This is a genomic window from Labrys sp. HAY1-8F (assembly GCF_056754975.1).
The window spans coordinates 5315853-5340000 of the sequence record NZ_JBPGWZ010000002.1 but is presented as its reverse complement, the minus strand read 5'-3'; the positions used below and the strand labels follow the sequence as shown (position 1 = coordinate 5340000).

Below are 24148 nucleotides of genomic sequence, written 5' to 3'. Positions count from 1 at the left end.
CACCAGCTCTTCTTCTTGCTTGCCTCGCCATGGCAAACCGGGCAAACGGCCTCCATGCATATTCTCGTTCCCGGCGGTTACGGCTTGATCGGCTCGGCCATCGTTACGGCTTTGCTCGCGGCCGGCCACGAGGTCACGGGTCTCGGTCGTTCCGTCGGCCAGGCGCGGTTGCTCGAACCCCGTGCGCGCTGGCTTCAGCACGACCTCAAGGATCTCATAAGCGCCGAGGCGTGGCGCCCGCTCCTGAACGATATCGATGCCGTGATCAATGCCGCCGGCGTGCTGCAGAGCGGCCCTGGCGACGATGTGATGGTGACCCAGTCCCTGGCCATCGTCGCCCTTTTCGAGGCCTGCGAGCAGGCCGGAGTCAGGCATGTCGTCCAGATCTCCGCCGTCGGCGCCTCGCCTGACGCCGCCACGGTGTTCATGCGCAGCAAGGGCAATGCCGACGAGGCGCTGGAGGGCTCGTCGCTCGACTGGACCATCTTGCGTCCCGGCCTGGTGCTGGGCTCCTCGGCCTATGGCGGCAGTGCCCTGCTGCACGCCCTCGCCAGCCTGCCGGGCTTCATTCCGCTGCCGCCCGCGCCATCGATCCGCAGCGTGGCGCTCGACGACGTCGCCGCAACCGCCCTGGCCGTAGTGGAAGGACGGCTGCCGCATCGGCGCATCTATGATCTCGTCGAGGACAAAGCGCATAGCCTCCGGGAGATCGTCGCCACGCTGCGGGCAAGGCTCGGCCTGCCGCCCGCCCGTTTCGTCCGCTGGCCCCTGTGGATCTTCCGGCTTGGCTTTCGCTTCGGCGATGTGGCGGGCCTGCTCGGCTGGCGCCCGCCGATGCGCACGACCTCGCTCGACCAGATACTGGCCGGCATTGATGGCGATCCGGCGCCGCTCGGGGCCGCAAACGGCCGCTCGCTCAAAGCCCTGCCGGAGATCCTCGAAGCCATCGGCGGCACAGTGCGCGAACGCTGGTTCGCGCGCCTCTTCCTGCTCAAGCCGATTATCGTCACGACATTGGGCCTGTTCTGGCTGCTCTCGGGACTGATTGGTCTCATCGCGGCGAACCAAGCCGAGGCCGTGCTGACAGCGCGAGGCTTTGCGCCGATTACCGCGGCCCTCTTCGTCCATGGCGGTGCCATCGTCGACATCCTGCTCGGCGCAGCCATGCTTTGGCGACGGACGATGCCGGCTGCAGCGATCGGCATGATCGGCATCACCCTCGCCTATTTGCTTGCCGGCAGCGCGTTCACGCCCGATCTCTGGCTCGATCCGCTCGGTCCCTTCCTCAAGACGCTACCGGCGGCCGTGCTCGCCTTGGTGGCGCTCGCCATCAAGGATGCGCGATGACCTATGCCGACCTGCTGCTCTGGCTCCATGTGATCGGGGCGACCGTGCTGTTGGGCACCGGGGCGGGCATCGCCTTCTTCATGCTCGTCGCCCACCGCACCGACGATGCCCGGCTGATCGCACATGTCGCCGGCACCGTGGTTACGGCGGACCTTCTGTTCACCGCCACCGCCGTGGTGCTGCAGCCTCTCACCGGCGCCCTCCTGGCCCTGGAGATAGGCTGGCCGCTGAGCTCGCCCTGGATCGCGCTGTCTCTGGGACTCTACGTCTTCACCGGCCTGTTCTGGCTGCCCGTCGTCGTCATCCAGGTCAAAATGCGTGATCTCGCCAGGAAGGCCGTGCAAGAAAATTCGGCTCTTCCTTCAGACTATTACAGGCTTTTCCGCATCTGGTTTGCCTGCGGTTTTCCGGCTTTCTTCGCCGTACTCGCCATTCTCTGGCTGATGCTGATGAAGCCGCAATTCGGATAGTGCAGGCCTGGCTTGCTTGTCCGCGAATTCACGGAGACCTATACCTCAGGCTCGAATACAGCCAACCAATGGCGGAGGGACCATGCGCATCCTGGTTGTCGGTGCTGGCGCGACAGGCGGCTATTTTGGCGGCCGCCTGATGCAGGCGGGCCGTGACGTCACCTTACTGGTTCGGCCCGCGCGAGCGGAAAAGCTGCGGAAGGAAGGCCTCAGGATCGTCAGCCCGTTCGGCAATGCCGACCTTGCTCCGAAGCTGGTCACCACCGGCAGCATCTCCGCTCCCTACGACCTTGTGCTGCTCACCGTGAAGGCCTATGGGCTCGAAGCTGCCCTTGATGACATCGCACCCGCCGTCGCTTCCGAGACGATGATCCTGCCTGTGCTTAACGGCATGCGCCATGTCGATCTCATCAAGGCCCGCTTCGGCGAGAAGGCTCTGCTCGGCGGCGTCTGCCTGATCGCCGCCACCATCGACGACGAGGATCGCATCGTGCAGCTCACGCCCATGCATAACCTCATCTACGGCGAGATGAGTGGCGAGCGGTCCGAGCGCGTCGAGGCAGTCGATGCGACCATGCAGGGGGCTGGCTTCAACGCCAAGCTTTCCGATGACATCGAGCGCGACATGTGGGGCAAATGGATCACGCTTGCCAGCCTTGGCGGCATCTGCTGCCTGATGCGCGGCTCGGTTGGCGAGATCGAAGCGGCACCAGGCGGCCGCGCCTTCGTGCAACGCTTCTTCGAGGAGGTGGTCGGCGTGGTGAAAGCCGTGGGCAAGCTGCCCGGCGAGCCCATCCTGAACATGGCGCTCTCGATGCTGACCCAGAAGGATTCGGCCATGGCGTCCTCGATGTATCGGGACCTGCAGAAACGCGCGCCGATCGAGGCGGATCAGATCATCGGGGACCTGCTGGTGCGAGCTCAGGAGGCAGGAATGGAAACACCCCTGTTGTCAGCGGCTTACACAAATCTGACGATCTATCAGGCAAGATGATCTGGAGCGTGGACATCACGACATGCTTGCATGTCGCGATGTCCACGCTCCCCGATAGTGACCGCAGGCACATGGCGGATCGCGCCGCCCCCCGCCTAGCTTGTTCCCCAACCTCATCTGGGACGGGAACCGCGATGACAACGGCAGGCGCAGAGACAATCGGCAACCCCATCGTCATCGGCATCGATGCCGGCGGCACCATGACCGACACGATCCTGGTCGACGGCAACGGCCACTTCAAGATCGGCAAGGCAGCGACCACGCCGCGCGATGAATCGGAAGGCTTCATCATCTCGGCCGCCGATGCAGCCGATGCCTGGGGCATCTCGCTGGACGATCTGTTCTCCGGCATCGACGTGGTGCTCTACTCCGGCACCGGCATGCTCAACACCCTGCTCTCGCGTACGGGACGCAAGCTCGGCTTGATCACCACCAAGGGCCTGGAGGATATGATCCTGATGGGCCGTGGCCTGCAGGCCTGGGCCGACTATTCCTATGCCGATCGCCTGCACGCCATCACCCATCACCATCCGGATCCCCTGGTGCCGCGGCGCCGCACGCATGGGGTCACCGAGCGCGTCGACCAGTTCGGCGATGTGATCATCCCGCTTTATGAGCATGAAGTCGTCGCGGCGGTACGCAAGCTGATTGCTGACAAGGTCGACGCCATCTGCATCATGACGGTGTTCTCCCATGTCAATCCGGCGCACGAGAAGCGGATCGCCGAGATCGCCCGGGAGGAGATCGCCGCGGCGGGCACCGAGATCCTGGTCTATACCAGCCATGAGGTCCGCCCCGTCATCCGCGAGCAGTCCCGCCTCAACTCGGTGCTGATCGAAGCCTATGCCACCTCGCGCGGTCGCAGGCAGCTCAAGGGCATCGAGGACATTTCGAAAAAACACGGTTACCGCTATCGCGTGCAGACGCTGCTCTCCTTCGGCGGCCTCACCTCGATCGACCATCCCCGCCTGCACGAAACCATGATCTCCGGTCCGATTGGCGGCATTCTCGGCGCAGCCTATGTCGGCAAGCTGATCGGCAACGACTCGCTGATCTGCTCGGACATGGGCGGCACCTCCTTCGACATGGGCGTGATCACCCGCGGCCAGACCCGCATTGAGAACGAACCGATCATGGACCGGTTCAAACTCAACGTACCGACACTGCATCTCGACACCATCGGTGCCGGCGCCGGCATGATCCTCAAGGTCGACCCGTTGACCCGGAAGATCAGCCTCGGCCCTGAGAGCGCCGGCTCCGATCCCGGACCGATCTGCTTCAACCGGGGTGGCACCCGGCCGACCATCGCCGATTGCGACGCCATTCTCGGACGTCTCAACCCCAACTATTTCCTCGGCGGCAAGGTGAAGCTCGACGTGGAGAAGGCGACACGGGCCTTCAAGGAGCAATGCGCCGACATCCTCGGCGTGCCTCTGCACGAGGCGGCCGAAGGCATGATCGAGATGCTGGAGGCCGACGCCAACAATGCTCTGCGACGCGTGATCTCGGGCCAGGGCATCCATCCTTCCGAATTCACCTTGCTCTCCTATGGCGGTTCCGGGCCACTGCATCTGGCCGGCTGTAGCCGCGGCATCGGCTTCCGCGACATCATCACCTTCCAGTTCGCCGCAGCCTTCTCGGCCTTCGGCTGTACCACGGCCGACTATATGCGCCGCCACTCGATCTCGACGCAGATCGACATTTCGAGCTCGGCCGGCGATGACCACCTGGCAGCGACAGCGGCCCGGATCTCGGGCGTGTGGGAAGAATTGCGCGACGCCGCCGTCAAGGAAATGGTCGCTGACGGGCACGCTCTCGACAAGATCCGGACCGAGCCCTTCCTGATGATGCGCTACACGGGCCAACTCGAAGACGTGGAGGTGCTCGCGCCGCTCCATCAGGCGGCAACGGCGGATGACATGCGCACCATCATCACCGCCTTCGAAGAGGTCTATGGCAAGATCAACCACCGCGTCTCACGCTACGGTTCGGCCGGCTATTCGGTGATGGAACTCGGCCTGATCGCCACGGCCGACAAGGTGAAGCCGACCCTGCTCAGGCGTCCGCTGGGCGCGACCAATCCGGCCCCGGCCCATAAGGGTACGCGTGAAGCCTATATGGGCGGCCGCTGGCACAAGGCCGACCTCTACGAGATGGACGATCTTCAGCCCGGCCACGAGGTCAAGGGTCCCGCCATCATCGAACATCCCGCCACCACGCTGGTGGTCCATCCCGGCGACAGCGTCTTCATCGACGAGTGGACGCTGCTGCATTACCGCCACGCTTGAGCGAAGAGGATTAAACCCATGCTGGACCACGTGAAAGCACGCATGCCGCTTCGCGAACGGATGCTGGAATCCGAGCGGCTGATGGAAGAAACCGGCTGCTATGATGGCATCACCTCGCTGAAGCTGCGCAAGCAGGATCCTCTGAAATTCGAGACACTACATACCAAGCTGCGCGCCTATTGCGTCTCGGCGCGCGAAATGGCCCGCCGCATCTCCGCCTCACCCGGCGTACGCGAGGTCGGCGAGATGGTCGTCGCCCTCTACACGCCGGAGGGCGATGCCATCGCGCTCTCCAACGGCATCATGGTCCATGTCCACACTATGAGCCGCTTCATCAAATGGATGATCCGCGAAGGCTATGAAGCCGATCCGGGCATCAATCCCGGCGACATCTTCGCCAACAACGACGCCTTCATCGGCACCGTGCAGGTGCCCGACGTGATGGACGTGGTGCCGATCTTCCATTCGGGTGAACTGATCGGCTGGGCCGGCGCCGTCTGCCACGAGCTCGAGGCCGGCGGCATCACGCCGGGTGGCGACGTCTGCCTGGCCCAGGAGCGCTTTACCGAAGGCCTGTTCGTCTGTGCCGAGAAGATCGGCACGAATGACGAGATCCGCCGCGATTACGTCATCCGTTGCGAGCGCAATCTGCGTATGCCGATCTACTGGGTGCTCGACGAAAAGGCCAAGGTCGCGTCGTGCATCGACATCCGGGAAAACCTGATCGCCCTCGTCGACGAGATCGGCCTGGATTACTGGAAGCAGATCTCCAAGGAATTCATCGAGGAAGGCCGCATCAGCCAGCTCGCCCGCACGCGCCAGCTTACCGTGCCCGGCATTTATCGCGGCCACACCTTCTATGGCCATGTCACCGAGGGCAAACCGGGTTTCCAGCCCCTGGGCGATCCGAACTGGCTCTACAACATACCCGTCGAGATGGAGATCACCACCGACGGCAAGATCACACTCGACTTCGAGGGCACCCAGCCCTGGGGCTATCATTCGATGAACTGCACGCCGGCCGGCATGGATGGCGGGATGTTCGTCACCCTGACCCAACACATGAACTTCGAGGGCCTGGTGAATGATGGCGCCTGGCTCGCCACTGAACTGAAACTGCCCAAGGGCACCTGGACCAACCCCGACAACGAGATGGTCGCGACAGCGACCTCCTGGGCCCTGCTGCTGCCAGCCTATGGCGTGTTCCAGCGCCTGCTCTCCCGCGGTTTTCTCGCCCGCGGCTTCGTCGAGGAGGTCTTCGTCGGCCAAGTCAACTCGCCGATGATCGAGATGGGCGGCGAGAGCCAATATGGCACCCTGTTCGGCATGGCCCATTTCGAATGCGCGGCTGCCGGCTCAGGTGCCCTCGCCATCAAGGACGGGCTCGACACCGCCTATGTCGGCTGGAACCCGGAATCCGACATGGGCAATATCGAGATATGGGAACAGAACATGCCGATGCTCTATATCGGCCGCTCGATCCTGCCCAACTCCGGCGGGTCGGGCAAGTATCGCGGCGGCTGTGCCTTCATCTCGACCTGGCTGATCAACAAGACGTCGCATCTACGCCTGATGACCTCGGAGCACTCCTCGCGAGTCTTCGACAATGGCGGCATGTGCGGCGGCTATCCTGCGCCGACCTGCCAGATGCACCGGGCCGTGCGCGATACCAATCTTGCCGAGATCATCGCCGACAGGCGGCCTCTCCCCCACACCATCGGCACTGACCCGGCCCATTCGGACTTGGAGAAACTGGTCGAAGGCCGGCACATCACCGAGGAAGGCCCCTATATCACCGCGCCGCACAAGTCCGGCGACATCTTCACCCATTCCTATAATGGCGGCGGCGGTTACGGCGACGTGCTGGAGCGCGATCCGATCAAGACCGCGCAGGATGTGGAAAACGGCTACCTCACCCCGGAAGCATCCGAGCAGGTATTCGGCATCGTCATCCGGGAAGTCCCGCAGACGGATCGGCTGGAGGCCGATCTCGCCGCCACCGCCGCCTTGCGCGAGAAGATGCGGGCTGAACGCATCGCGACGTCCGTGCCTGTCTCGGCCTGGATCGCCGAGGAGGCCAAGCGCGTCGCCGCCAGCGACTTCGCGCCCGAGGTCGCCAAGATGCACGCCAATGCGATGAAGCTCTCGCCGCGCTTTGCCGCCGACTTCCGCAAGTTCTGGGGCCTCGACGCCTCCTTCACGGTTCACTACTGAGGTCAGCATGTCCAGCTATCCCAAGGAAACCATTCGCGAACTCGTTGCAGGCAGCCTGCCCTGGCACCAGACCCGGCAGATCATGAGCGCCTATAAGGACGACGACCGTTTCCACACCTATATCCAGGTCCTGCAGGAGCGGATGGCCTGGAAGGACCCGATCCTGCTGCCGGTCGGCGATCACCTCTTCATCGCCGACACGCCGAATGGCCGCGTTACCAAATGCGAATGCGGCCAGGAGTTCGGGCATTACAGGAAGAACTGGAAACTCGGTGCCCATATCCGCGTGCGTCGGACCAAGGAGGCCCTGCGCGAGATCTATCCCAATTCCGATATCCCCGATCCGGAATGGATGGAAATCCGGGAATTCCTCTGCCAGTCTTGCGGCACCCTTCATGAGGTCGAGGCAGCCGCTCCCGGTTATCCGATCGTGCATGATTTCGAGCCGGATCTGGAGGGCTTCTATCGCGAATGGCTCAAGCGGCCTCTTGAACCCGAGGGAGATGCTCGATGAGTCCCCCAACATCCTCATTCTGATGGCCGATCAGTTGGGTGCCCCGGCGCTCGGCGTCTACGGCCATCCTGTTGTGAAGACCCCCAACCTCGACCGCATCGCCAAAACCGGTGCGGTCTTCGACAATTTCTACTCCAACTTTCCCCTCTGCGCTCCCGCGCGGCTGGCGTTGATGACTGGGCGGCTGTGTTCGAACATTCAGGCCTGGGACAATGCCGCGCAGATCCCGTCTGATGTTCCCACCTTCGCCCATTATCTGCGCGTGCTCGGCTACCGGACCTGCCTGTCGGGCAAGATGCACTTCATCGGGCCCGATCAGTTGCATGGTTTCGAAGAACGGGTAACGACCGACATCTGTCCCTCCGATTTCAACTGGACGGCCGACTGGGACGATCCGTGGCGGACCATGGACTGGTTCCACAACATGAAGAACGTCAGCGACGCCGGCATAGCCGAACGGGCCCTGCAGCAGGACTATGATGAGGAGGTCGCGCACAACGCCCGGCGCTGGCTGTTCGACCAGGCGCGCGACAGCGACGATCGCCCCTTCCTACTCGTTGCCTCCTTCACCCATCCGCACGATCCCTATGTGACGCCGCAACGGTTCTGGGATCTCTACGATCACGACAAGATCGACATGCCCCGCGTGCCTTTCATTCCTCCAGCCGAACGGGACGCGCATTCACGGCGGCTGTGGGAACAATATGATCGCGGAGAGTTCGGGGTCGGCGATGAGCATGTGCGCGCTGCCCGCCACGCCTATTACGGCAGCGTGTCCTATCTCGACGAGCGAGTTGGCGAGGTTCTCGATGCGCTCGAGCGCTCCGGGCATGGCAAGGACACCATCGTGATCTTCCTCGCCGATCATGGCGACATGCTTGGCGAGCGCGGCCTCTGGTACAAGATGAGCTTCTATGACTGGTCGTCGCGTGTGCCCCTGCTCATGGCCGGCCCCAACGTGCCGGCAGGCGCCCGCATCAAGGCGAATGCTTCCCTCGTCGATATTCTGCCGACCCTGGTCGAGATTGCCGCTGGCCCGGAATGGAACGATTACCCAGAAGGTCCCGACGGGCGCAGCCTGCTCTCCCTCCTGAGACAGGACGCCGACGACCGTATCGCGGTCAGCGAGTTGATGTCGGAGGGTGTGGCGGCCCCTTATGTGATGCTGCGCAAGGGCCGCTACAAATTCACCTATGTCGAGCACGACCCGCCGCAGCTCTTCGACATGGAAGCCGATCCGGACGAGGTGCATGACCTCGCAGGAGATCCGGGACATGCGGGCGTGGTGCGGGACATGCTCGGCGAGGTCGAGCGCCGGTGGGACATGTCCAGGCTCAAGCGGGAAATCATCGCCAGCCAACGTCGGCGCCGCCTCGTCTACAAGGCGCTGAGCACCGGCAAGATCACGCCCTGGGATTATCAGCCCTGGAGCGATGCTTCGTTGCAATATTATCGCGGGACGAAGTCGTATCACGAGGCCGAGGCCCGTGAATTCATCCGGCCATAAGGGAAGACCATGACCAGCTTGAAAGGCCGTACCGCGCTTATCACCGGCGGCCTCACCGGCCAGGGCCTCGCCATCGCACAGGCTCTGGCGAGCGTCGGCGCCAATGTCGCGGTCGGCTCCTATATCGGCGAAGGCACGCGCCTGGGCGATGCCGCCGCCTATCCCGAGCGGACTGAACTGCAGCGCGTGCGCGCCATGCTCGATGCTGAGGGCGTCAAGGTGCATGCCGGCCATCTCGACGTGCGCTCCAGCGAGATCATCGAGGCCTTCATCGAGGCGGCCGAAACAGCCTGCGGCCCCATCGACATCCTGGTGAACGCCGCCGGTACCACGGCCGAACAGCCGGTCAGCGGCCATTCCGACGCACTCTGGGACAAGATCCTCGACACCAATCTCACCGGGGCCTTTCGCACCACGCGCAGCCTCCTGCCCGGCATGATCGCGCGGGGCTGGGGCCGCGTCATCAATATCGGCTCGACGGCCGCCAGTGTCGGCTGGAAGGACAATCCAGCCTATTGCGCTTCCAAATCCGGCTTGCTGGGCTTGACGCGCTGCGTGGCGTTGGAAGGAGCGCCGCATGGCGTCACGGCCGTGATGATCTCACCGACCTGGGTGGAGACCGAGCTGATGCGCCGCAACGTCGCCCAGGTCGCCGAGCGCGACGGCAAGGGGGAAAGCCTGGAAAGCGCCATGGCCCGGATTGCGTCTCAGAATCCGCAGCAGCGCATCATCCAACCCGACGAAGTGGCTGGTCTCGCTGTCTTTCTCTGCAGCCAGGCCGCCAAAGGCATCACGGCCGAAAACATCCAGATCACCGGGGGAGCGCTCTGGTAGAAAGCTTCAGGGAACGCTACCCTCCCTCTATGCTAAGGGTTTGCGGGTCAATAGACGGATTAAATTAGCTCGACCTTTGTCATTGCCGGGCTTGACCCGGAAATCCAACTCCCTTCCGGTTATCGGAGTCGGGGCCGCTGGATGCCTGGGCCAGGGTCCGGGCATGACAAAGGCAGCGTCTCACTTATGTCAGACAGCACCTGTGGCCGAATGCGACTTCGGCGTGGAATGTACGGATGAAATCTTCCCTGATCGCTTCCGGCCTTCCGCTCGCCACCGTCAATGCTGCCATCGGAGAGGCCGCCCGGCTGGTAGGAACATCCGACTTCTATGTCGCCCTGCTCGCGGCCTTCCGTTCCCTGGTCTCGCACGACATCGCCACCATGGTGCGATATTCGGCGGTCGGCCGGCCGAGCTTCCTCATGCATCACGGTTTCTCGGATGCCCTGGCCCGCCAATATGAGACGACCTTCCATGTCTTCGACCCGTTCCATCGCTATTGGGCGCAGACGGAACGGCCCGGCGTCGTCAGCCTCGACATGTTTCCGGCCACGGCCACCCGGCAGAGCCGCTATGTCCGCGAATTCCTGCAGGAATCCAGCATCACCGACGAACTTGGTTACTTCCTTCCCGCCATGGGACGGGCCAGCGTTGCCTTGTTCCTGGAACGTCGCATCGGCCGCTTCCTCGACAGTGAACGCACGGCCATGGAAGATTTCTATCCCCTATTTGCCGGGCTGGAGAGCGCGCATGTCAATGCGGTCCTGGCGGCGGCGATCGGGCGCGGCGCAGGCGGCGTCTCCCTGCCGCTGGCCATCATGCTGCGCGACCTCGAAGGCTGCGTCGTCCACGCATCGGAGGCCTGGCGGGAATTGGAAAGCAGGGATGCCGGCCTGCCGCGTGCCGTCGAACGGCTGACGGCCGAGAATGCCGGGGAAGCCATACTGGACGACGCCACCGTTCTGCACAGGACCCGTATCTCGCCAACCCATGGCTCCGCACCGGAAGGTTGGCTGTTCACGGTAGAGAAATCGGCATCCTCTTCAACGGATTACGACCAGACGATCATCTCCAAGCTCAATCCGACCCTCACGCCCCGGGAGATCGACATCGTCAAGCTGGTGCTCGAAGGCCACCCTACCGCCACCATTGCCCAGCGCCTCAAGCTCCAGCGTGGGACGGTGAAGAACCACCGGCTTCGCATCTATGAAAAGCTGGACATCACGTCGGAGCGCGAACTCTTCCTCACCTATATCCAGGCGCTGCAGAGGCATCGATCGAACGGCTAGACTCTCCCAAAAAAACCAGTCTTTACAGAATGATAACCATAGGGCTCAAACCAAATCATTCGTTTCCGCGCAAAAAAGCAAAGCGGCTTGGTGATGGCTATCGGAAAATAGCCACCGCCCTGGAAGTCAGATTCAAATTCAAAGAACAAATAACAATAACAACATATTGCAGGGATATTCAAAATACCCGCTTCATTGCAGAGCATGTCGATGGCCACGAGGCCATGCCGTGCTCACCAGCGCAGCAAACGACGGCCGGCGATATATCCCAAGACGGTGACGATACCTGTCGCCAGGCTATACCAGGTGGCGACGAAAAGCGGGCTGTCGTCCACGCAGTGGCTGGCATAAAGGGTTGCCGCGATGCCGCTGGCGGCCAGGCCTGCCACCGCCCCGGCCCTGCCGGGGTTCTCGGGAGCGCCCTGGCGCAGGGCATAGAGAATGCAGGCCAACGGCCCGAGCGCCAGCAAGGGTATCAACATCAGGCAATAGCGGGCATTGACGCCCATCCAGCGTGTTCCCCAACTGGCGGGCGGCATGACCATCATTTCCACGGCGACTGCGCCAATCAAGAGCAAGGGTGCAACGACCAAAGCAAGGCGCCATCCCCCCGATTGTGCACCCGGCTTGACCAGGCGCAGGATCAGGCCACAGGCCGAAACGGCCAGTGATGCCGTCACCACGAACTTGAACAGGAAACGCCATGTCTCGGCCGCCGCGGCGATATCGGGACGAGGACGGAAGCCCAGAAAGAAAAGCGCGGCCGAAAAAGCCGTACCGACGATCACCGCCAGTCCGAAAGCCCTGCCGAGGGACCATCTGACCGGCGCATCTTCCGAAATGGCATTGATGAGATCGTCGGTCTTCACGACTGGTCACTCCGATAGAGCGCTGCGAGCTTCTTGAGGCCCCGATGCAAAGCAACGCGCACGGCCACTTCCGTCATCTTCAACTTTGCAGCCGTCTCCCGGATGCTGACGCCCCCTAGGGAGATGGCTTCCACGATGTCCCGCTGCGGCGGTTTCAGATGCGCCAGCATTTTCTCGGCCTCATGCTGGGACAGCACGGTTGCCGGCTCCTGCGCTTCGAGAATCTCGATCACGTCCTCGATCGGCACCATCACCTGCCGTCCCCGACGGCGCATGGTATCGATCATCTTGTTGCGCACGATCGTCGAAAGCCAGGGACCGAGCGGGCGCGACTGGTCCCAGGTTCCACGCTTGAGATGAATGGCGAGCAGCACTTCCTGCACGACGTCCTCGACCTCCGCCGATGGGGCACCGAAACGCTCGCAATAGCGGCGCGCCGTGCCGCGCAGATAGGGCGTCACCGACTGCAGGAACCGCCGATAAGCCGGTGCGTCCCCAGCGATCGACTGCCGCAACCATGCCGCCCACTCCTCTTCGCGCATGGGATTATGCACGAGCCTTCCTCTCTACGGCCGGTCTCACGGCTTTGTTACCAAATGCCGGCGCCGACTCACTGCACCGCCGTCGCCCCGGCATAATCGTCCAGCACCGAGCGTATGGCCAGAGAGAGGCAAACGGCCATGTCCAGCGGTCCGTCATGCCCCGCCGCTGCAGGCACGAACTGATGCACCAAAGTGGGTGGCAAGGTGCGCCCTGCCAACGCCTTCGACAAGCGCGCCACGGCGCGGGCCGCGACCGGATGCGGCCAGTAATAGCGGATGCGGTCACTGTAGCTATAATGGCGCAGCACGTGCTGGCCGGCGGCATCGGCTTGATAATAGCGCTGCCAGTAGCCGGGTTCGGCCAGCATCAGGGCCTCCATCGCCTTGGCCAGCGAGCGTTCGCCATAGGAGGCATCGAGTTCCCCGGCGATGAGATCGAGGCCGTAGAGCGCCTCGCGCCAGGCAAAGGTCAGGCCGGGCCCGACTTTCAGGATGGCAAAGCCATCGGCCACCAGTTGCGCCAGCTTTTCCCGTGGCTGGTAGTCGGTGGAATGGGCCTCGAACACGAGGGAGGGCTCGTTGCCCAGCACGCCGATGAGATCCCGGGCCTTCTCGGGCCGGTAGACCACCACATCCTCATGGCCAAATTCGACGCCGGGCTGCACCACTAGACCAATCACGCGCTCCAGCGCCGCCTCGACGCCTTGCTGGCGAAAGATGGTCCGATGGGTCTCGATGGTCTGGCGTGCCGCTCCCGCCGCGGTCGGCTGCAGGCTGTCGAGCGCATGCCAGGCGCCCCCCGGCACCGGCACCTCGGTGCCGATGATGTAGACCGGCAGAGGCAACCCATTGTCGCGGGCTGTCTGCTCCGCCACCCAGGTCAGGCGGGCGGCACGCCTGGCCGTGGTTTCGTCGTCGAGCGCCTCGGGCTCGCCCTTGCAGCCCATGCTGGCATCGAGATGGATCTTGCCAAACCCCGCCACGACATAGGCCGCCATCATCGCCTCGGCCTTGGCCATCGCCTCTTCCGCGTCGAGATGGCGCCAGGGATTGGGACCGAGATGATCGCCGCCAAGGATCAGCCCGGTCGTGTCATAGCCGACTGCCTTCGCCTTCCCGAGCACGAAACGCCTGAAATCGGCTGGCGTCATGCCGGTATAGCCTCCCTCCTGGTTCACCTGGTTGCAGGTCGCCTCGATCAACACCTCGCGCCCGCGCTCGCGGCCATGTGCCAGCGTCGTCTCGATCACGTCCGGATGAGCCGAGCAGATCGAGGCGATGCCCCGCGGCCTTCCGGCACGGCGCGCAGGGGCCAGGTCGAGAAGCTTGGTCATGTAGGGTCTCCGTAAAATGTGGATCGCAATCAGGCCGAAGCCCGCATCATCAATTGTGCCTCGAGCCGCAATTGCTGCTGTCCTTGTGCAGGTTCCTCGCCCTCGACCTGGGCGAGCAGCAGCTCGACGCCGAGATTGCCGAGGCGGAAAAAGTCCTGCGCCACCGTGGTCAAGGGCGGACAGCCGAAACGGCTATAGGGCTGGTCGTCATGGCCGGCGACGCGCAATCGGCAATCGGCTTCACGCCCGACCTTCAGGCCGCGCTGGAAGGCTGCGGCCATCACCCCTACGGCGATACGGTCATTGGCGCACAGCACCGTCGAGGTCGGAAACCCCGCGCCGTCGATCACCTGCAGGGCCTCGGCATAGGCAATTTCCTCGAAACGCCAGTCCGGCTTGCCTGCAACAGTGATGATCTCCGGCTGGAAGCCGAGCCGCTCCATTGCCTGGACATAGGCATTGCTGCGCTCGGCGGCATTGTGATTGACCGCAGGCATTTCAAAGAAGCAGGGAGGCGTCCCCGTGCGGCAGAGATAATCGGTGATCAGACCGATGCTCTGCTCATTGTCGGTGCCGACGAAGGGCGAGCCGTCCTGCAGGGAGGAATCAAGATAGACCACGGGAATATGGGCACGCAGGGTCTCCATCCGTGTCGCATCGGTATAGGCGCCGAGGGGGGCGATGATCGCTCCGGCAATCTTGAGCGACAGCAGCGTCTCCACCGAACGCGCCTCATGCAGGGCATCTCCTCGCGAGGAGAGCACCAGCACGAAGTAACCATCCTGCGCGCAGCGTCGCTCGATGTGACGCACCATCTCCGAATAGAACATGTCCGAGGTATCGGGCACGATCACGCCGATGATCTTGGGCCGCTTTCGGTTGAGGTTCACTGCAAACAGGTTCGGCCGATAGTCATACTTGGCCAGGGCCCGCTCGATGCGAGTGCGGATCGATTTGCGCACACTGCCAGGGTCGTTGAAATATTTCGACACGGTTGGCCGCGAAATGCCACTGAGCTCGGCGAACTCGGCCATGTTCCTGATCTTTCGCACCAACCGCCGCTCCCTGTCGTGTTCAGCTCGCCTTTAATTTTTACACAGGCAAACAATTTTATTTTTTACATGCCATAAAATTGGCCACCCGGAAATTTGATCCGATCATTGCTCTCAAAAAATATAATGTTTTAGTTCAATGCGATAATGCCAAAACCCTTCCTCCGAACAAGGCACATTTTGTCAATTTTTCCATGAGCAATATCTTTAATTGACGCTCATCACGCAAAACCATAGTCTGACAATTAATAAAAGACAAAAACAAATTCAGGGAGGGAGAAGACGAGAGCGCGCGACGCGAATTTACTCGCGTTGGCCGCAATCAAAATCTCTTTCCTCACCTTGATCGGCGGCCTTTCCCGCCATGACCGGCCGGCTACCTCCCGTCAGAAGAGGATCCGTGCCGGAGGGATCGATCCGACTTACGTCAAACCGAGGAAACGACATGAGGAAACTGCTTACGGCCCTCGCGGCTCTTGCCATCGGGGCCAGCGTGCTCGCCGCTCCGGCGCAGGCCCAGGACAAGAAATACACCATCGCCCTCATCCCGGGCCTGACCACCGACGCCTTCTACATCTCCATGCGCAAGGGCGCAGAGGCAGCCGCCAAGGTGGTGGGAGCCGAACTGGTGTTCCAGGGCGCGCCCGACTTCAACCCGGTGACGCAGACGCCCGTGCTCGATGCCGTCATCGCGCGCAAGCCCGACGCCATCCTGATTGCGCCGACCGACAAGGTTCAGCTCGTCCAGCCGCTGAAGAAGGCCATCGATGCTGGCATTCCGGTGATCACCGTCGATACCTTCATCGGCACCGGCAAATATCAGACCGGCGCGGGTGACGCCGACTTCCCGCTCTCCTATGTCGCCTCGGACAATATTCTGGGCGGGCGCATCGCGGCCCGTGCCCTCGCCAAGGCTATCGGCGAGAAGGGCAAGGTCTATGTATCCAATGTGAAGCCGGGCATCTCGACCACGGATCAGCGCGAGGAAGGCTTCAAGGACGAGATGAAGAATTATCCCAACATCTCTGTTCTTGAAACGCAATTCAACGACAATGATGCCAACAAGGCCGCTTCGCAGATGCAGTCGGTCTTCGCCCGCAATCCCGATCTTGCCGGTGTGTTCGGCGCCAATCTGTTCTCCGCTCTGGGTGCCGCCAATGGCGTGCAGCAGGCTGGCCAGAGTGGCAAGATCCGTGTCGCCGCCTTCGACGCTCCGGCTACGATCGTCGACAACATCAAGTCCGGCCTGGTCGACATCGCCATCGCCCAGCATCCGGCGGAGATCGGCTATTTCGGCGTGCTTTCCGCCTATGCCCATCTGACTGGCCAATCGATCCCTGCCTCGATCGGCACGGGCTTCACCGTGATGGACAAGTCCAACGTCGAGAAGCCGGAAGTTGCCGCCTTCATCTACAAGGAATGAGGCCTTCCTAGCATCTGCGCCGCCGGAGCCTTTGGAGCAGGACGCTCTAGAGGAAAATGACTTTTCTCCGAATTGCCATTTTTCTCTAACTCTTTGTTTTGACGCGTTTTCTTAATCGAAAAGTCTGTCAACTTTTCTGGAAAACGCTCTGGCCCGGCGGCCTCTTCATGACCTCTCAACGGAGCGCCTGATGTCGGCAGCCCAATCCTCCCTCAGTCGGGCGCAGCCCGCGGCAGGACCTCATCCCATCCTTCTGCGCATCGCGGAGCTCAGGGCCTGGCTTTTCCTGGTCCTGCTCCTGGTCTTCTTCGAGTGCTGGGCCCGGATCGCCTATGGCTCGACCTTCGTATTCTCGGTTCCCACGCTGCAATCGATCTCGATCTATGCCGTCGCCCCGCTTCTGCTGGCGCTCGGCTCGACCTTCGTGATCATTTCGGGCGGCATCGATCTTTCGATCGGCTTCATCATGGGGCTGTCGGCCGTGGTGGCGGCCCATACCGCCAATCTCGCGGGCGCCTCCATGCCGCCCTTCCCGGCCATGCTGATCGGCATTGTGGCCGGCGTCGCCGTGGCCACCATCCCCGGCTATATCAACGGCCTGCTGATTTCGAAACTCAGGGTCCCTCCCTTCATCGGCACGCTCGGCATGTACGGCGTGGCTCGCGGCATCGCCTATCTGCTCGCCGGCGGCACCACCGTCCCGGTTTCGAATGCCTGGTTCGCAGCACTCGGCAATGGCCGCCTCTACGGGGTGCCCGTCGTGGTGATCGTGGCCGCCCTCTTCCTCATCCTGATGCACTATCTGCTTTCGCAGACGCGCTTCGGCCAGCACACCTACGCCATCGGCGCCAGCGAGCAGGCCGCGCTGCGGGCCGGCATCAATGTCTCCAGGCATACCCGCAAGCTCTACGTGCTGTCGGCTGTCTGCGCCGGCATCGGCGGCGTGCTCTATGCCGCCCGCTTCACCGCCGGTGCGGCCCAGGCCGGCGAGCCGCTCCTGCTCGACTCGATCGCCGCTGTGGTGATTGGCGGCGCCAGCCTGTTCGGCGGCTCGGGCTCGATCTCCGGCACGCTGGCCGGAGCGCTCGTCATCGCCGTCATCCAGTTCGGCCTCGTCTACATCAATGTCGAGCCCTTCTGGCAATTCGTCTCGGTGGGCGTCGTCATCATCGTTTCCGTGCTGGTCGACCAGGCCCAGCGCAGCATTGCCGGAGGCCGCCGCTCATGAGCACCCAGCCTCTCCTCGACATACGCGACGTCTCCAAGCATTTCGGCGGCGTCACCGCGCTCAACGGCGTCTCGCTCCAGCTCAATGCCGGCGAGGTCGTGGCTCTCGCTGGCGACAACGGCGCCGGCAAGTCGACCCTGATCAAGACCATCTCCGGCGTCTACCAGGCCGATGGTGGCGAGATCCGGCTGAAGGGCGAAGTCGTGAAATTCGCGACCCCCGAGGCCGCGCGTGGCCATGGCATCGAGACGATCTACCAGGACCTCGCACTGGCCGACAATCTCTCCATCGGCGCCAACATCTTCCTGGGACGCGAGCCGATGACGAAGGCCTTCGGCTTCCTGCCCGTGCTCGACCGCAAGAAGATGGCCAAGGCGGCGCAGGAGACCATGGCGCAGCTTGATTTCCACGTGACTCGCCTCGATGCCCCCGTCGGCAATTTCTCCGGCGGCCAGCGCCAGGCGGTCGCCATCGGCCGTGCCGTCTACTGGAACGCCCAGGTGCTGATCATGGACGAACCGACCGCCGCTCTCGGCGTACCCGAGCAGCGCAAGGTCGTCTCCCTGATCAAGACCCTCAAGGCGCAGGGACGCGGCATCATCTTCATCTCGCACAATCTGCAGGACATCTTCGCGGTCTCCGACAGAATCGTGGTGCTACGCCGCGGCACCCTGGCGGGCGAGCGCCTGATCGCTGAGACCAATCATGACGAGATCGTCAAGCTGATGGTGGGCGGATAACGTACTTTTGCGAATTGATGGAGCCATCGAAACTCGCAAAAACTCCTCAAAACAATAGGCGGGAGCAAAGAGGCGCTTCGTAAAACGCACCTTGCTCCGGCCGGTGCTATCTCAGATCCATGCTGGCTTCGAGCTTGTCGAGCCCCCGCAACAGCGCCTTGGCCTCCGGGCCAAGGGCCGCCAGCAAGGCGGCTTCGAAAGCCAGCGCCCGCGGCACGATCTCGGCATAGACCCGCCGCCCCAGCGGCGTGAGGCTGAGGATCTCCTCGCGCCTGTCTTCCACGCTCTCGCGGCGTTTGAGCCAGCGGCGTTCCTCCAGCGCTCGCACGGCGCGGCTGACCTTGGTCTTGTGCATGGAGGAATGGGCACCGATCGCCTTCGCGCCCATCTCGTCGAATTCGCCCAATGTCGCCAGCACCCGCCATTCGGGCACCGTCAGGTCGTGCTCCGGGCCATAGACCGCCCGAAAGTCGCGCGATACCGCCGCTCCGATACGGTTGAGCCGATAGGGCAGAAAGTTCTCGAGGGTGAGCTTGGCCATGCTTTGATAGTTACATTATCGACAGTTACAACTGCAACTTCATAAACGAGCGTCCGCTTCTCTTCGGGAGGTCGCATAACCAAAGATCCGCGACCGGGAGGATGAAGATGGCTTCGATGGCGTCCCGCCTGAAGGTGATGCTTGCCGCCACATTGGGCTCGACACTGGAATGGTATGATTTCTTCATCTTCGCCGCGAGCACCGTGCTCGTCTTCAACAAGGTGTTCTTTCCTGCCGACGATCCTTTCGTGGGTACCCTACTCGGCCTCGGCACCTTTGCGGCCGGCTTCCTCGCCCGCCCCTTCGGCGGCATCGTCTTCGGCGTGATAGGTGACCGGCTCGGCCGCAAGAACACGCTGATCGTCAGCCTGTTGATGATGGGTATCGCCACCGTCGCCATCGGCCTCCTGCCGACCTATGACACCCTCGGCGTCGCCGCTCCCCTCCTGCTCCTGCTCATCCGCATCTTCCAGGGCGTTGCGGTCGGCGGCGAGGCAACCGGCGCACTGACGATCGTGGCCGAATCGATGCCGGCCCGGCATCGCGGTTTCTGGACCAGCTTTCCGATGGCGAGCGGCCCGGCCGCCAATGTCCTCGCCCTCGGCATCCTCGGCCTCGTGCAGCTCTGGCTCGGCGAGGAGACCTTCCTGGCCTGGGGCTGGCGCATTCCCTTCCTGCTTTCGATCGTGCTGATCGCCCTCGGGTTCTGGGCCCGCCGGCAGGTCGATGAATCGCCGGCCTTCCTCGAGATTAAGTCGGAAACCGAAATCGCCCATGCGCCGCTGGCCGAAGCCTTTGCCACCCAGAAACTGTCGATGGCCAAGGTCTTCTTCGTCAAGGCAGCCGAGAACACCCTGCTCTATCTGTTCTCGACCTTCGTCCTGCTGCTGGCGACCACCCGGCTCGGGCTCAGCCGTGCCCAGGCCATCGATGTCGTCCTCGTCGCTTCGCTCGCCTCCCTGCCCGTCATCCTCGGTTCGGGCTGGCTCAGCGACCGCATCGGGCGCCGGCCCGTGATGATCGCAGGCTTCATCGGGGCCACGGCCGCCGCCTCTGCCCTGTTCACCCTCGTGAAGGGTGAGGCGCCATCGGCTCTCTACCTTCGCGCCATCCCGGCCCTGTGCGCCCACGGGTTCCTGCTGGGCGGCCTTGCCCCCTATGTCATCGAGATGTTCCCGACGCGCGTGCGCTACACGGCCCTCTCCGCCTCCTATCAGGCCGCATCCGTGCTCGGCGGTTCGGTCGCGCCGCTGATTGGTGCTCTCCTGATCGAGCGCACGGGTACGCCGATGTCAGTCGCCATCTATGCGGCTTTGATGGTCGTGCCGGCCCTGCTGGTGCTCATATTGACGCCGGAGACCCGTGATAGAGCCGCAGATGGCGACGCCTCCAACCAGCCCAGCGCCAGTCCCTTCGGGCAGGAGGATCTGCAGCACCGGACGCACCTTTGATGGTTACAAACGCAACGATTATAACAGGAACGTTCGAATTCAGGAGGCGATCATGGATCTCCAGTCTCCCCGACCAGACAGCGATCGAAAAGGCGAGGCCGTCAGCGCTATCCAGGCCGGCTACATGTCGGGCTTCGGCAACGGCTTCGAAACCGAGGCACTCCCGGGCGCCCTGCCCCTCGGCCGCAACTCCCCCCAGCGCTGCGCCTATGGGCTTTATGCCGAGCAGCTCAGCGGCTCACCTTTCACGGCACCGCGCACCACCAATGAGCGCTCCTGGCTCTACCGCATCCGGCCAACGGTGAGCCATTGGGGCGCGTTCACCAAGGCCGATATCGGTTTCTGGCGCACCGCGCCCGCCCCCGAGGTCGAGGTTCCGATCGCGCCGCTACGCTGGGATCCGCTCCCCATCCCGGCCGAACCGGTTTCCTTCCTCAACGGCGTGCACACCTTGACCACGGCCGGCGACGCCGCCACCCATTCCGGCATGGGTGCTCACGTCTATCTGATCACCCGCTCGATGGTGGACGAGTATTTCTACAATGCCGATGGCGAGTTGCTCTTCGTGCCGCAGCAGGGTTCGCTGCGCCTCGCGACGGAGTTCGGCATCATCGATATCGAGCCGGGCGAAATCGCCGTCATCCCGCGTGGCGTGAAGATCCGGGTCGAGCTCCGGGATGGCCCGGCCCGCGGCTATCTGTGCGAGAATTACGGGGGCGCCCTCACGCTGCCCGAACGCGGCCCGATCGGGGCAAATTGCCTCGCCAACCCGCGCGACTTCCTCAGCCCTGTCGCCGCCTATGAGGACCGGGAGGTGCCCTCTCGCCTCTATGTCAAATGGGGCGGCATTCTCTGGTCCGCCGCGATCAACCAGTCGCCGCTCGACGTGGTGGCTTGGCACGGCAATTATGCGCCCTACAAATATGATCTCAGGCGCTATTCACCGGTCGGGCCGGTGCTCTACGACCACGCCGACCCGTCCATCTTCACCGTGCTGACCTCGCCCTCGGAAACGCCCGGCACCGCCAATATCGATTTCGTGATCTTCCCGGATCGCTGGCTGGTGGCCGAGAACACCTTCCGGCCGCCCTGGTATCATATGAACGTGATGAGCGAATTCATGGGCCTGGTCTATGGCCAATACGATGCCAAGACTGGCGGCGGCTTCGTGCCGGGCGGCGCCTCGTTGCACAACATGATGCTACCCCATGGCCCTGATCTGGACGCCTTCGAGAAAGCGAGCCGTGTCGAACTCAAGCCGCACCGGCTGGAAAATACGCTGGCCTTCATGTTCGAATGCCGCTTTCCGCAGCGCGTGTCCGCCTATGCCGCCGGCTCCGACGCCCTGCAGAAGGACTATGGCGGCTACGGCCACAAGATGACCAAGCATTTCGACCCCAACAGGCCCTGATGTCACAGCTCGATCAGACCCATGACCCCGCTTTGACCAGTTGGGTCGCCTCCGCGAACGGCCATGCCGATTTCCCGATCCAGAACCTGCCGCTCGGCATCTTCAGCCCCGGAGGCGCGACGCCGCGCGCTGGCGTCGCCATCGGCGATGCCATCCTCGACCTACGCGCCGTCCTCGATGGCGGCCTGCTCAGCGGCGCCGCCGAACGGGCCGCCGAAGCGAGCCGGGGCAACGACCTCAACGGCTTGCTGGCCCTAGGCCCTGGCCCACGGCGTGCCCTGCGCCAGGCGCTCTCCAGCCTCCTGGCCGAAGCCAGCTCGCTGCGTCCCAGGGTAGAGCCTTTGCTGTACAAGGCATCCGACTGCTTGCTCCAGCTGCCGGCCCGGATCGGCGACTACACCGACTTCTATGTCGGCATCCACCACGCCACCGCGGTGGGCAAGCTGTTCCGCCCCGACAATCCGCTCCTGCCCAACTACAAATATGTGCCGATCGGCTATCATGGCCGCGCCTCTTCCGTCCTTCCCTCGGGAATCGCGATCCAGCGCCCGCTCGGCCAGTCGAAACGGCCGGAGGCCGAGATTCCCGTCTTCGGCCCGAGTGCACGGCTCGACCACGAGCTCGAACTCGGCGTGTGGGTCGGACCCGGCAACGACCTCGGCGCCCCGATCGGGATATCGGCCGCAGGCGACCAGATCGCAGGCCTCTGCCTGCTCAACGACTGGTCGGCCCGCGACATCCAGGCCTGGGAATATCAGCCTCTCGGGCCCTTCCTCGCTAAGAGCTTCGCCACCACCATCTCGCCCTGGATCGTCACGGCCGAAGCGCTCGCCCCCTTCCGCATCGCGCAGGCGCCCCGCCCCGCAGGCGATCCGGCGCCGCTCGACTATCTCAACGATGCAGGCGACCAGGCCCTGGGCGCTTTCGACATGGAATTGGAGGTCCTGCTGACGACTGCCGAATTGCGCAGCCGGGGGCTCGCAGCCCATTGCCTGGCTCGCTCCAATGCGAGGCACATGTATTGGACCGTGGCGCAGATGTTAGCCCATCACACCTCCAATGGCTGCAATTTGCGCCCGGGCGATCTCATCGGTACGGGCACCATTTCGGGGCCTGGACAGGACGCCTGCGGCAGCCTGCTCGAGGCCAGCCAGGGCGGCAAGAACCCCATCCGCCTCGAAACGGGCGAGGAGCGGCGCTTCATCGAGGATGGCGACGAGGTGATCCTCAAGGGCCGCTGCCGGCGCGAAGGCTTTGCCTCCATCGGCTTCGGGGAATGCCGTGCGATGATCCGGCCAGCGCTATAGTCTCGCCATAAGGATGGAGGCTGGCGCGGGTTTGGTGTGCCGATCTCGCTCCGTCACGTGATGGAACTGAGGAGATTGGCACACCGGATTTCTTGCGTATTGGCTCTGCGCATCGCCATGACAGGAAGGCAACGCGACCATGAAACTCTACACCTATTGGCGTTCCACCTCGTCCTATCGGGTCCGGATCGCCCTTGCCCTCAAGGGCCTGGAAACGGAACAGGCCTTCATTCATCTCGTGCGCAGTGGCGGCGAACAGCATGGCGAGGCCTATCGGGCTCTCAATCCGCAGGAGCGCGTGCCCACGCTGGTGCTCGATGACGGCAATGCTTTGACCCAATCCCCTGCCATCATCGAATATCTCGAAGAAACCTATCCGGTACCGCCACTGCTGCCTTCCGACCCCACGCGGAGAGCCAAGGTGCGCGCCGTCGCCGCCATCATTGGCTGCGACATCCAGCCTTTGCACAATCTCGGCCCGCTGACCTATCTGCGCCGGACGCTCGGCCAGGCCGAGCCGGAGGTCGAAGCCTGGATCGCGACCTGGGCCGGCTCGGGGCTGAAGGCAGTCGAGGCGTTGATCGGCGACGGCCCCTATTGCTTCGGCGAGACACCGGGGCTGGCCGATGTCTATCTCATCCCGCAGCTCTATGCCGCCCGCCGCTTCGGCGTGCCGCTCGACGCCTATCCTCGCATCCGCCGCGTCGAGGCCGAGGCCGAAGGACATCCCGCCTTCGTCAAGGCACATCCGGCGAACCAGTCCGACAGCGAGTGAGGTGAGGAAACGAGCGGC

21 protein-coding genes are annotated in these 24148 nt (G+C 63.3%); 16 read left to right on the top strand and 5 right to left on the bottom strand.

Going from position 1 to position 24148, the window contains the following annotated elements; all coding sequences use genetic code 11:
• Positions 1–54: 54 nt before the first annotated feature.
• The 9 genes from ACR9ZN_RS33810 to ACR9ZN_RS33770 all read left to right on the top strand — a co-directional run bounded on the left by ACR9ZN_RS33810 (position 55) and on the right by ACR9ZN_RS33770 (position 11457).
• Entirely contained in the window at positions 55–1347 is a 1293-nt protein-coding gene (locus ACR9ZN_RS33810; protein WP_481274282.1) for an SDR family oxidoreductase, read from the top strand.
• On the top strand, positions 1344–1817 hold the full coding sequence (locus ACR9ZN_RS33805) for a DUF2269 family protein (RefSeq protein WP_434955967.1): 474 nt from the start codon (positions 1344–1346) through the stop codon (positions 1815–1817). Before ACR9ZN_RS33810 ends, ACR9ZN_RS33805 begins: the two co-directional genes overlap by 4 nt.
• Before the next feature lie 82 nt (positions 1818–1899).
• The gene (gene panE / locus ACR9ZN_RS33800; RefSeq protein ID WP_481274281.1) at positions 1900–2811 is read left to right on the top strand and encodes a 2-dehydropantoate 2-reductase; all 912 of its coding nucleotides are present in this window, start codon (positions 1900–1902) and stop codon (positions 2809–2811) included.
• Positions 2812–2945: 134 nt separating this feature from the next.
• Positions 2946–5099, top strand: a complete 2154-nt coding sequence (locus ACR9ZN_RS33795) for a hydantoinase/oxoprolinase family protein (RefSeq protein WP_481274280.1) — start codon at positions 2946–2948, stop codon at positions 5097–5099.
• 18 nt (positions 5100–5117) lie between these two features.
• The gene (locus tag ACR9ZN_RS33790; RefSeq protein WP_454813576.1) at positions 5118–7313 is read left to right on the top strand and encodes a hydantoinase B/oxoprolinase family protein; all 2196 of its coding nucleotides are present in this window, start codon (positions 5118–5120) and stop codon (positions 7311–7313) included.
• A 7-nt stretch (positions 7314–7320) separates the two neighbouring features.
• Complete coding sequence (locus ACR9ZN_RS33785; RefSeq protein ID WP_454813574.1) at positions 7321–7827, top strand: acetone carboxylase subunit gamma; 507 nt, start codon at positions 7321–7323, stop codon at positions 7825–7827.
• Positions 7817–9334: a choline-sulfatase gene (gene betC / locus ACR9ZN_RS33780; RefSeq protein ID WP_481274279.1), complete on the top strand. Its 1518-nt coding sequence runs from the start codon at positions 7817–7819 to the stop codon at positions 9332–9334. The genes ACR9ZN_RS33785 and betC overlap by 11 nt, the downstream gene beginning before the upstream one ends.
• Before the next feature lie 9 nt (positions 9335–9343).
• Complete coding sequence (locus tag ACR9ZN_RS33775; protein WP_481274278.1) at positions 9344–10168, top strand: SDR family NAD(P)-dependent oxidoreductase; 825 nt, start codon at positions 9344–9346, stop codon at positions 10166–10168.
• A 236-nt stretch (positions 10169–10404) separates the two neighbouring features.
• Positions 10405–11457, top strand: coding sequence for a helix-turn-helix transcriptional regulator (locus ACR9ZN_RS33770; RefSeq protein ID WP_481274277.1), 1053 nt, complete (start codon positions 10405–10407; stop codon positions 11455–11457).
• 233 nt (positions 11458–11690) lie between these two features.
• Here ACR9ZN_RS33770 and ACR9ZN_RS33765 read toward each other — a convergent pair whose 3' ends face one another.
• The 4 genes from ACR9ZN_RS33765 to ACR9ZN_RS33750 form a co-directional block, all read right to left on the bottom strand.
• Positions 11691–12326: an NrsF family protein gene (locus ACR9ZN_RS33765; RefSeq protein WP_454813571.1), complete on the bottom strand. Its 636-nt coding sequence runs from the start codon at positions 12324–12326 to the stop codon at positions 11691–11693.
• A complete protein-coding gene (locus ACR9ZN_RS33760) occupies positions 12323–12868 on the bottom strand; it encodes a sigma-70 family RNA polymerase sigma factor (protein ID WP_454816737.1) in 546 nt (181 codons plus the stop codon). The genes ACR9ZN_RS33765 and ACR9ZN_RS33760 overlap by 4 nt, the downstream gene beginning before the upstream one ends.
• Before the next feature lie 68 nt (positions 12869–12936).
• Positions 12937–14202, bottom strand: a complete 1266-nt coding sequence (locus ACR9ZN_RS33755; protein WP_481274276.1) for a D-tagatose-bisphosphate aldolase, class II, non-catalytic subunit — start codon at positions 14200–14202, stop codon at positions 12937–12939.
• A 29-nt stretch (positions 14203–14231) separates the two neighbouring features.
• The gene (locus tag ACR9ZN_RS33750; RefSeq protein ID WP_434959621.1) at positions 14232–15236 is read right to left on the bottom strand and encodes a LacI family DNA-binding transcriptional regulator; all 1005 of its coding nucleotides are present in this window, start codon (positions 15234–15236) and stop codon (positions 14232–14234) included.
• A gap of 463 nt (positions 15237–15699) precedes the next feature.
• Here ACR9ZN_RS33750 and ACR9ZN_RS33745 point away from each other — a divergent pair, with 463 nt between their 5' ends.
• The 3 genes from ACR9ZN_RS33745 to ACR9ZN_RS33735 all read left to right on the top strand — a co-directional run bounded on the left by ACR9ZN_RS33745 (position 15700) and on the right by ACR9ZN_RS33735 (position 18645).
• The gene (locus ACR9ZN_RS33745) at positions 15700–16677 is read left to right on the top strand and encodes an ABC transporter substrate-binding protein (RefSeq protein ID WP_481274275.1); all 978 of its coding nucleotides are present in this window, start codon (positions 15700–15702) and stop codon (positions 16675–16677) included.
• Between the two features lie 190 nt (positions 16678–16867).
• The gene (locus tag ACR9ZN_RS33740) at positions 16868–17905 is read left to right on the top strand and encodes an ABC transporter permease subunit (protein WP_454813569.1); all 1038 of its coding nucleotides are present in this window, start codon (positions 16868–16870) and stop codon (positions 17903–17905) included.
• Positions 17902–18645 (top strand): ATP-binding cassette domain-containing protein, encoded by a 744-nt coding sequence (locus ACR9ZN_RS33735; RefSeq protein WP_434955955.1) that lies wholly within the window; start codon positions 17902–17904, stop codon positions 18643–18645. Before ACR9ZN_RS33740 ends, ACR9ZN_RS33735 begins: the two co-directional genes overlap by 4 nt.
• A gap of 106 nt (positions 18646–18751) precedes the next feature.
• Here ACR9ZN_RS33735 and ACR9ZN_RS33730 read toward each other — a convergent pair whose 3' ends face one another.
• Entirely contained in the window at positions 18752–19186 is a 435-nt protein-coding gene (locus ACR9ZN_RS33730; RefSeq protein ID WP_454813568.1) for a MarR family winged helix-turn-helix transcriptional regulator, read from the bottom strand.
• A 107-nt stretch (positions 19187–19293) separates the two neighbouring features.
• On the opposite strand from ACR9ZN_RS33730, the gene ACR9ZN_RS33725 reads away from it, so the two are divergent.
• From ACR9ZN_RS33725 to maiA, 4 genes are all read left to right on the top strand, one after another.
• Positions 19294–20637, top strand: a complete 1344-nt coding sequence (locus ACR9ZN_RS33725; RefSeq protein ID WP_481274274.1) for an MFS transporter — start codon at positions 19294–19296, stop codon at positions 20635–20637.
• A gap of 52 nt (positions 20638–20689) precedes the next feature.
• A complete protein-coding gene (gene hmgA, locus ACR9ZN_RS33720; RefSeq protein WP_454813566.1) occupies positions 20690–22048 on the top strand; it encodes a homogentisate 1,2-dioxygenase in 1359 nt (452 codons plus the stop codon).
• Positions 22048–23355, top strand: coding sequence for a fumarylacetoacetase (fahA, locus tag ACR9ZN_RS33715; RefSeq protein ID WP_481274273.1), 1308 nt, complete (start codon positions 22048–22050; stop codon positions 23353–23355). The genes hmgA and fahA overlap by 1 nt, the downstream gene beginning before the upstream one ends.
• A 139-nt stretch (positions 23356–23494) precedes the next feature.
• Positions 23495–24130, top strand: a complete 636-nt coding sequence (maiA, locus tag ACR9ZN_RS33710; protein WP_481274272.1) for a maleylacetoacetate isomerase — start codon at positions 23495–23497, stop codon at positions 24128–24130.
• The last annotated feature ends 18 nt before the right edge of the window (positions 24131–24148 follow it).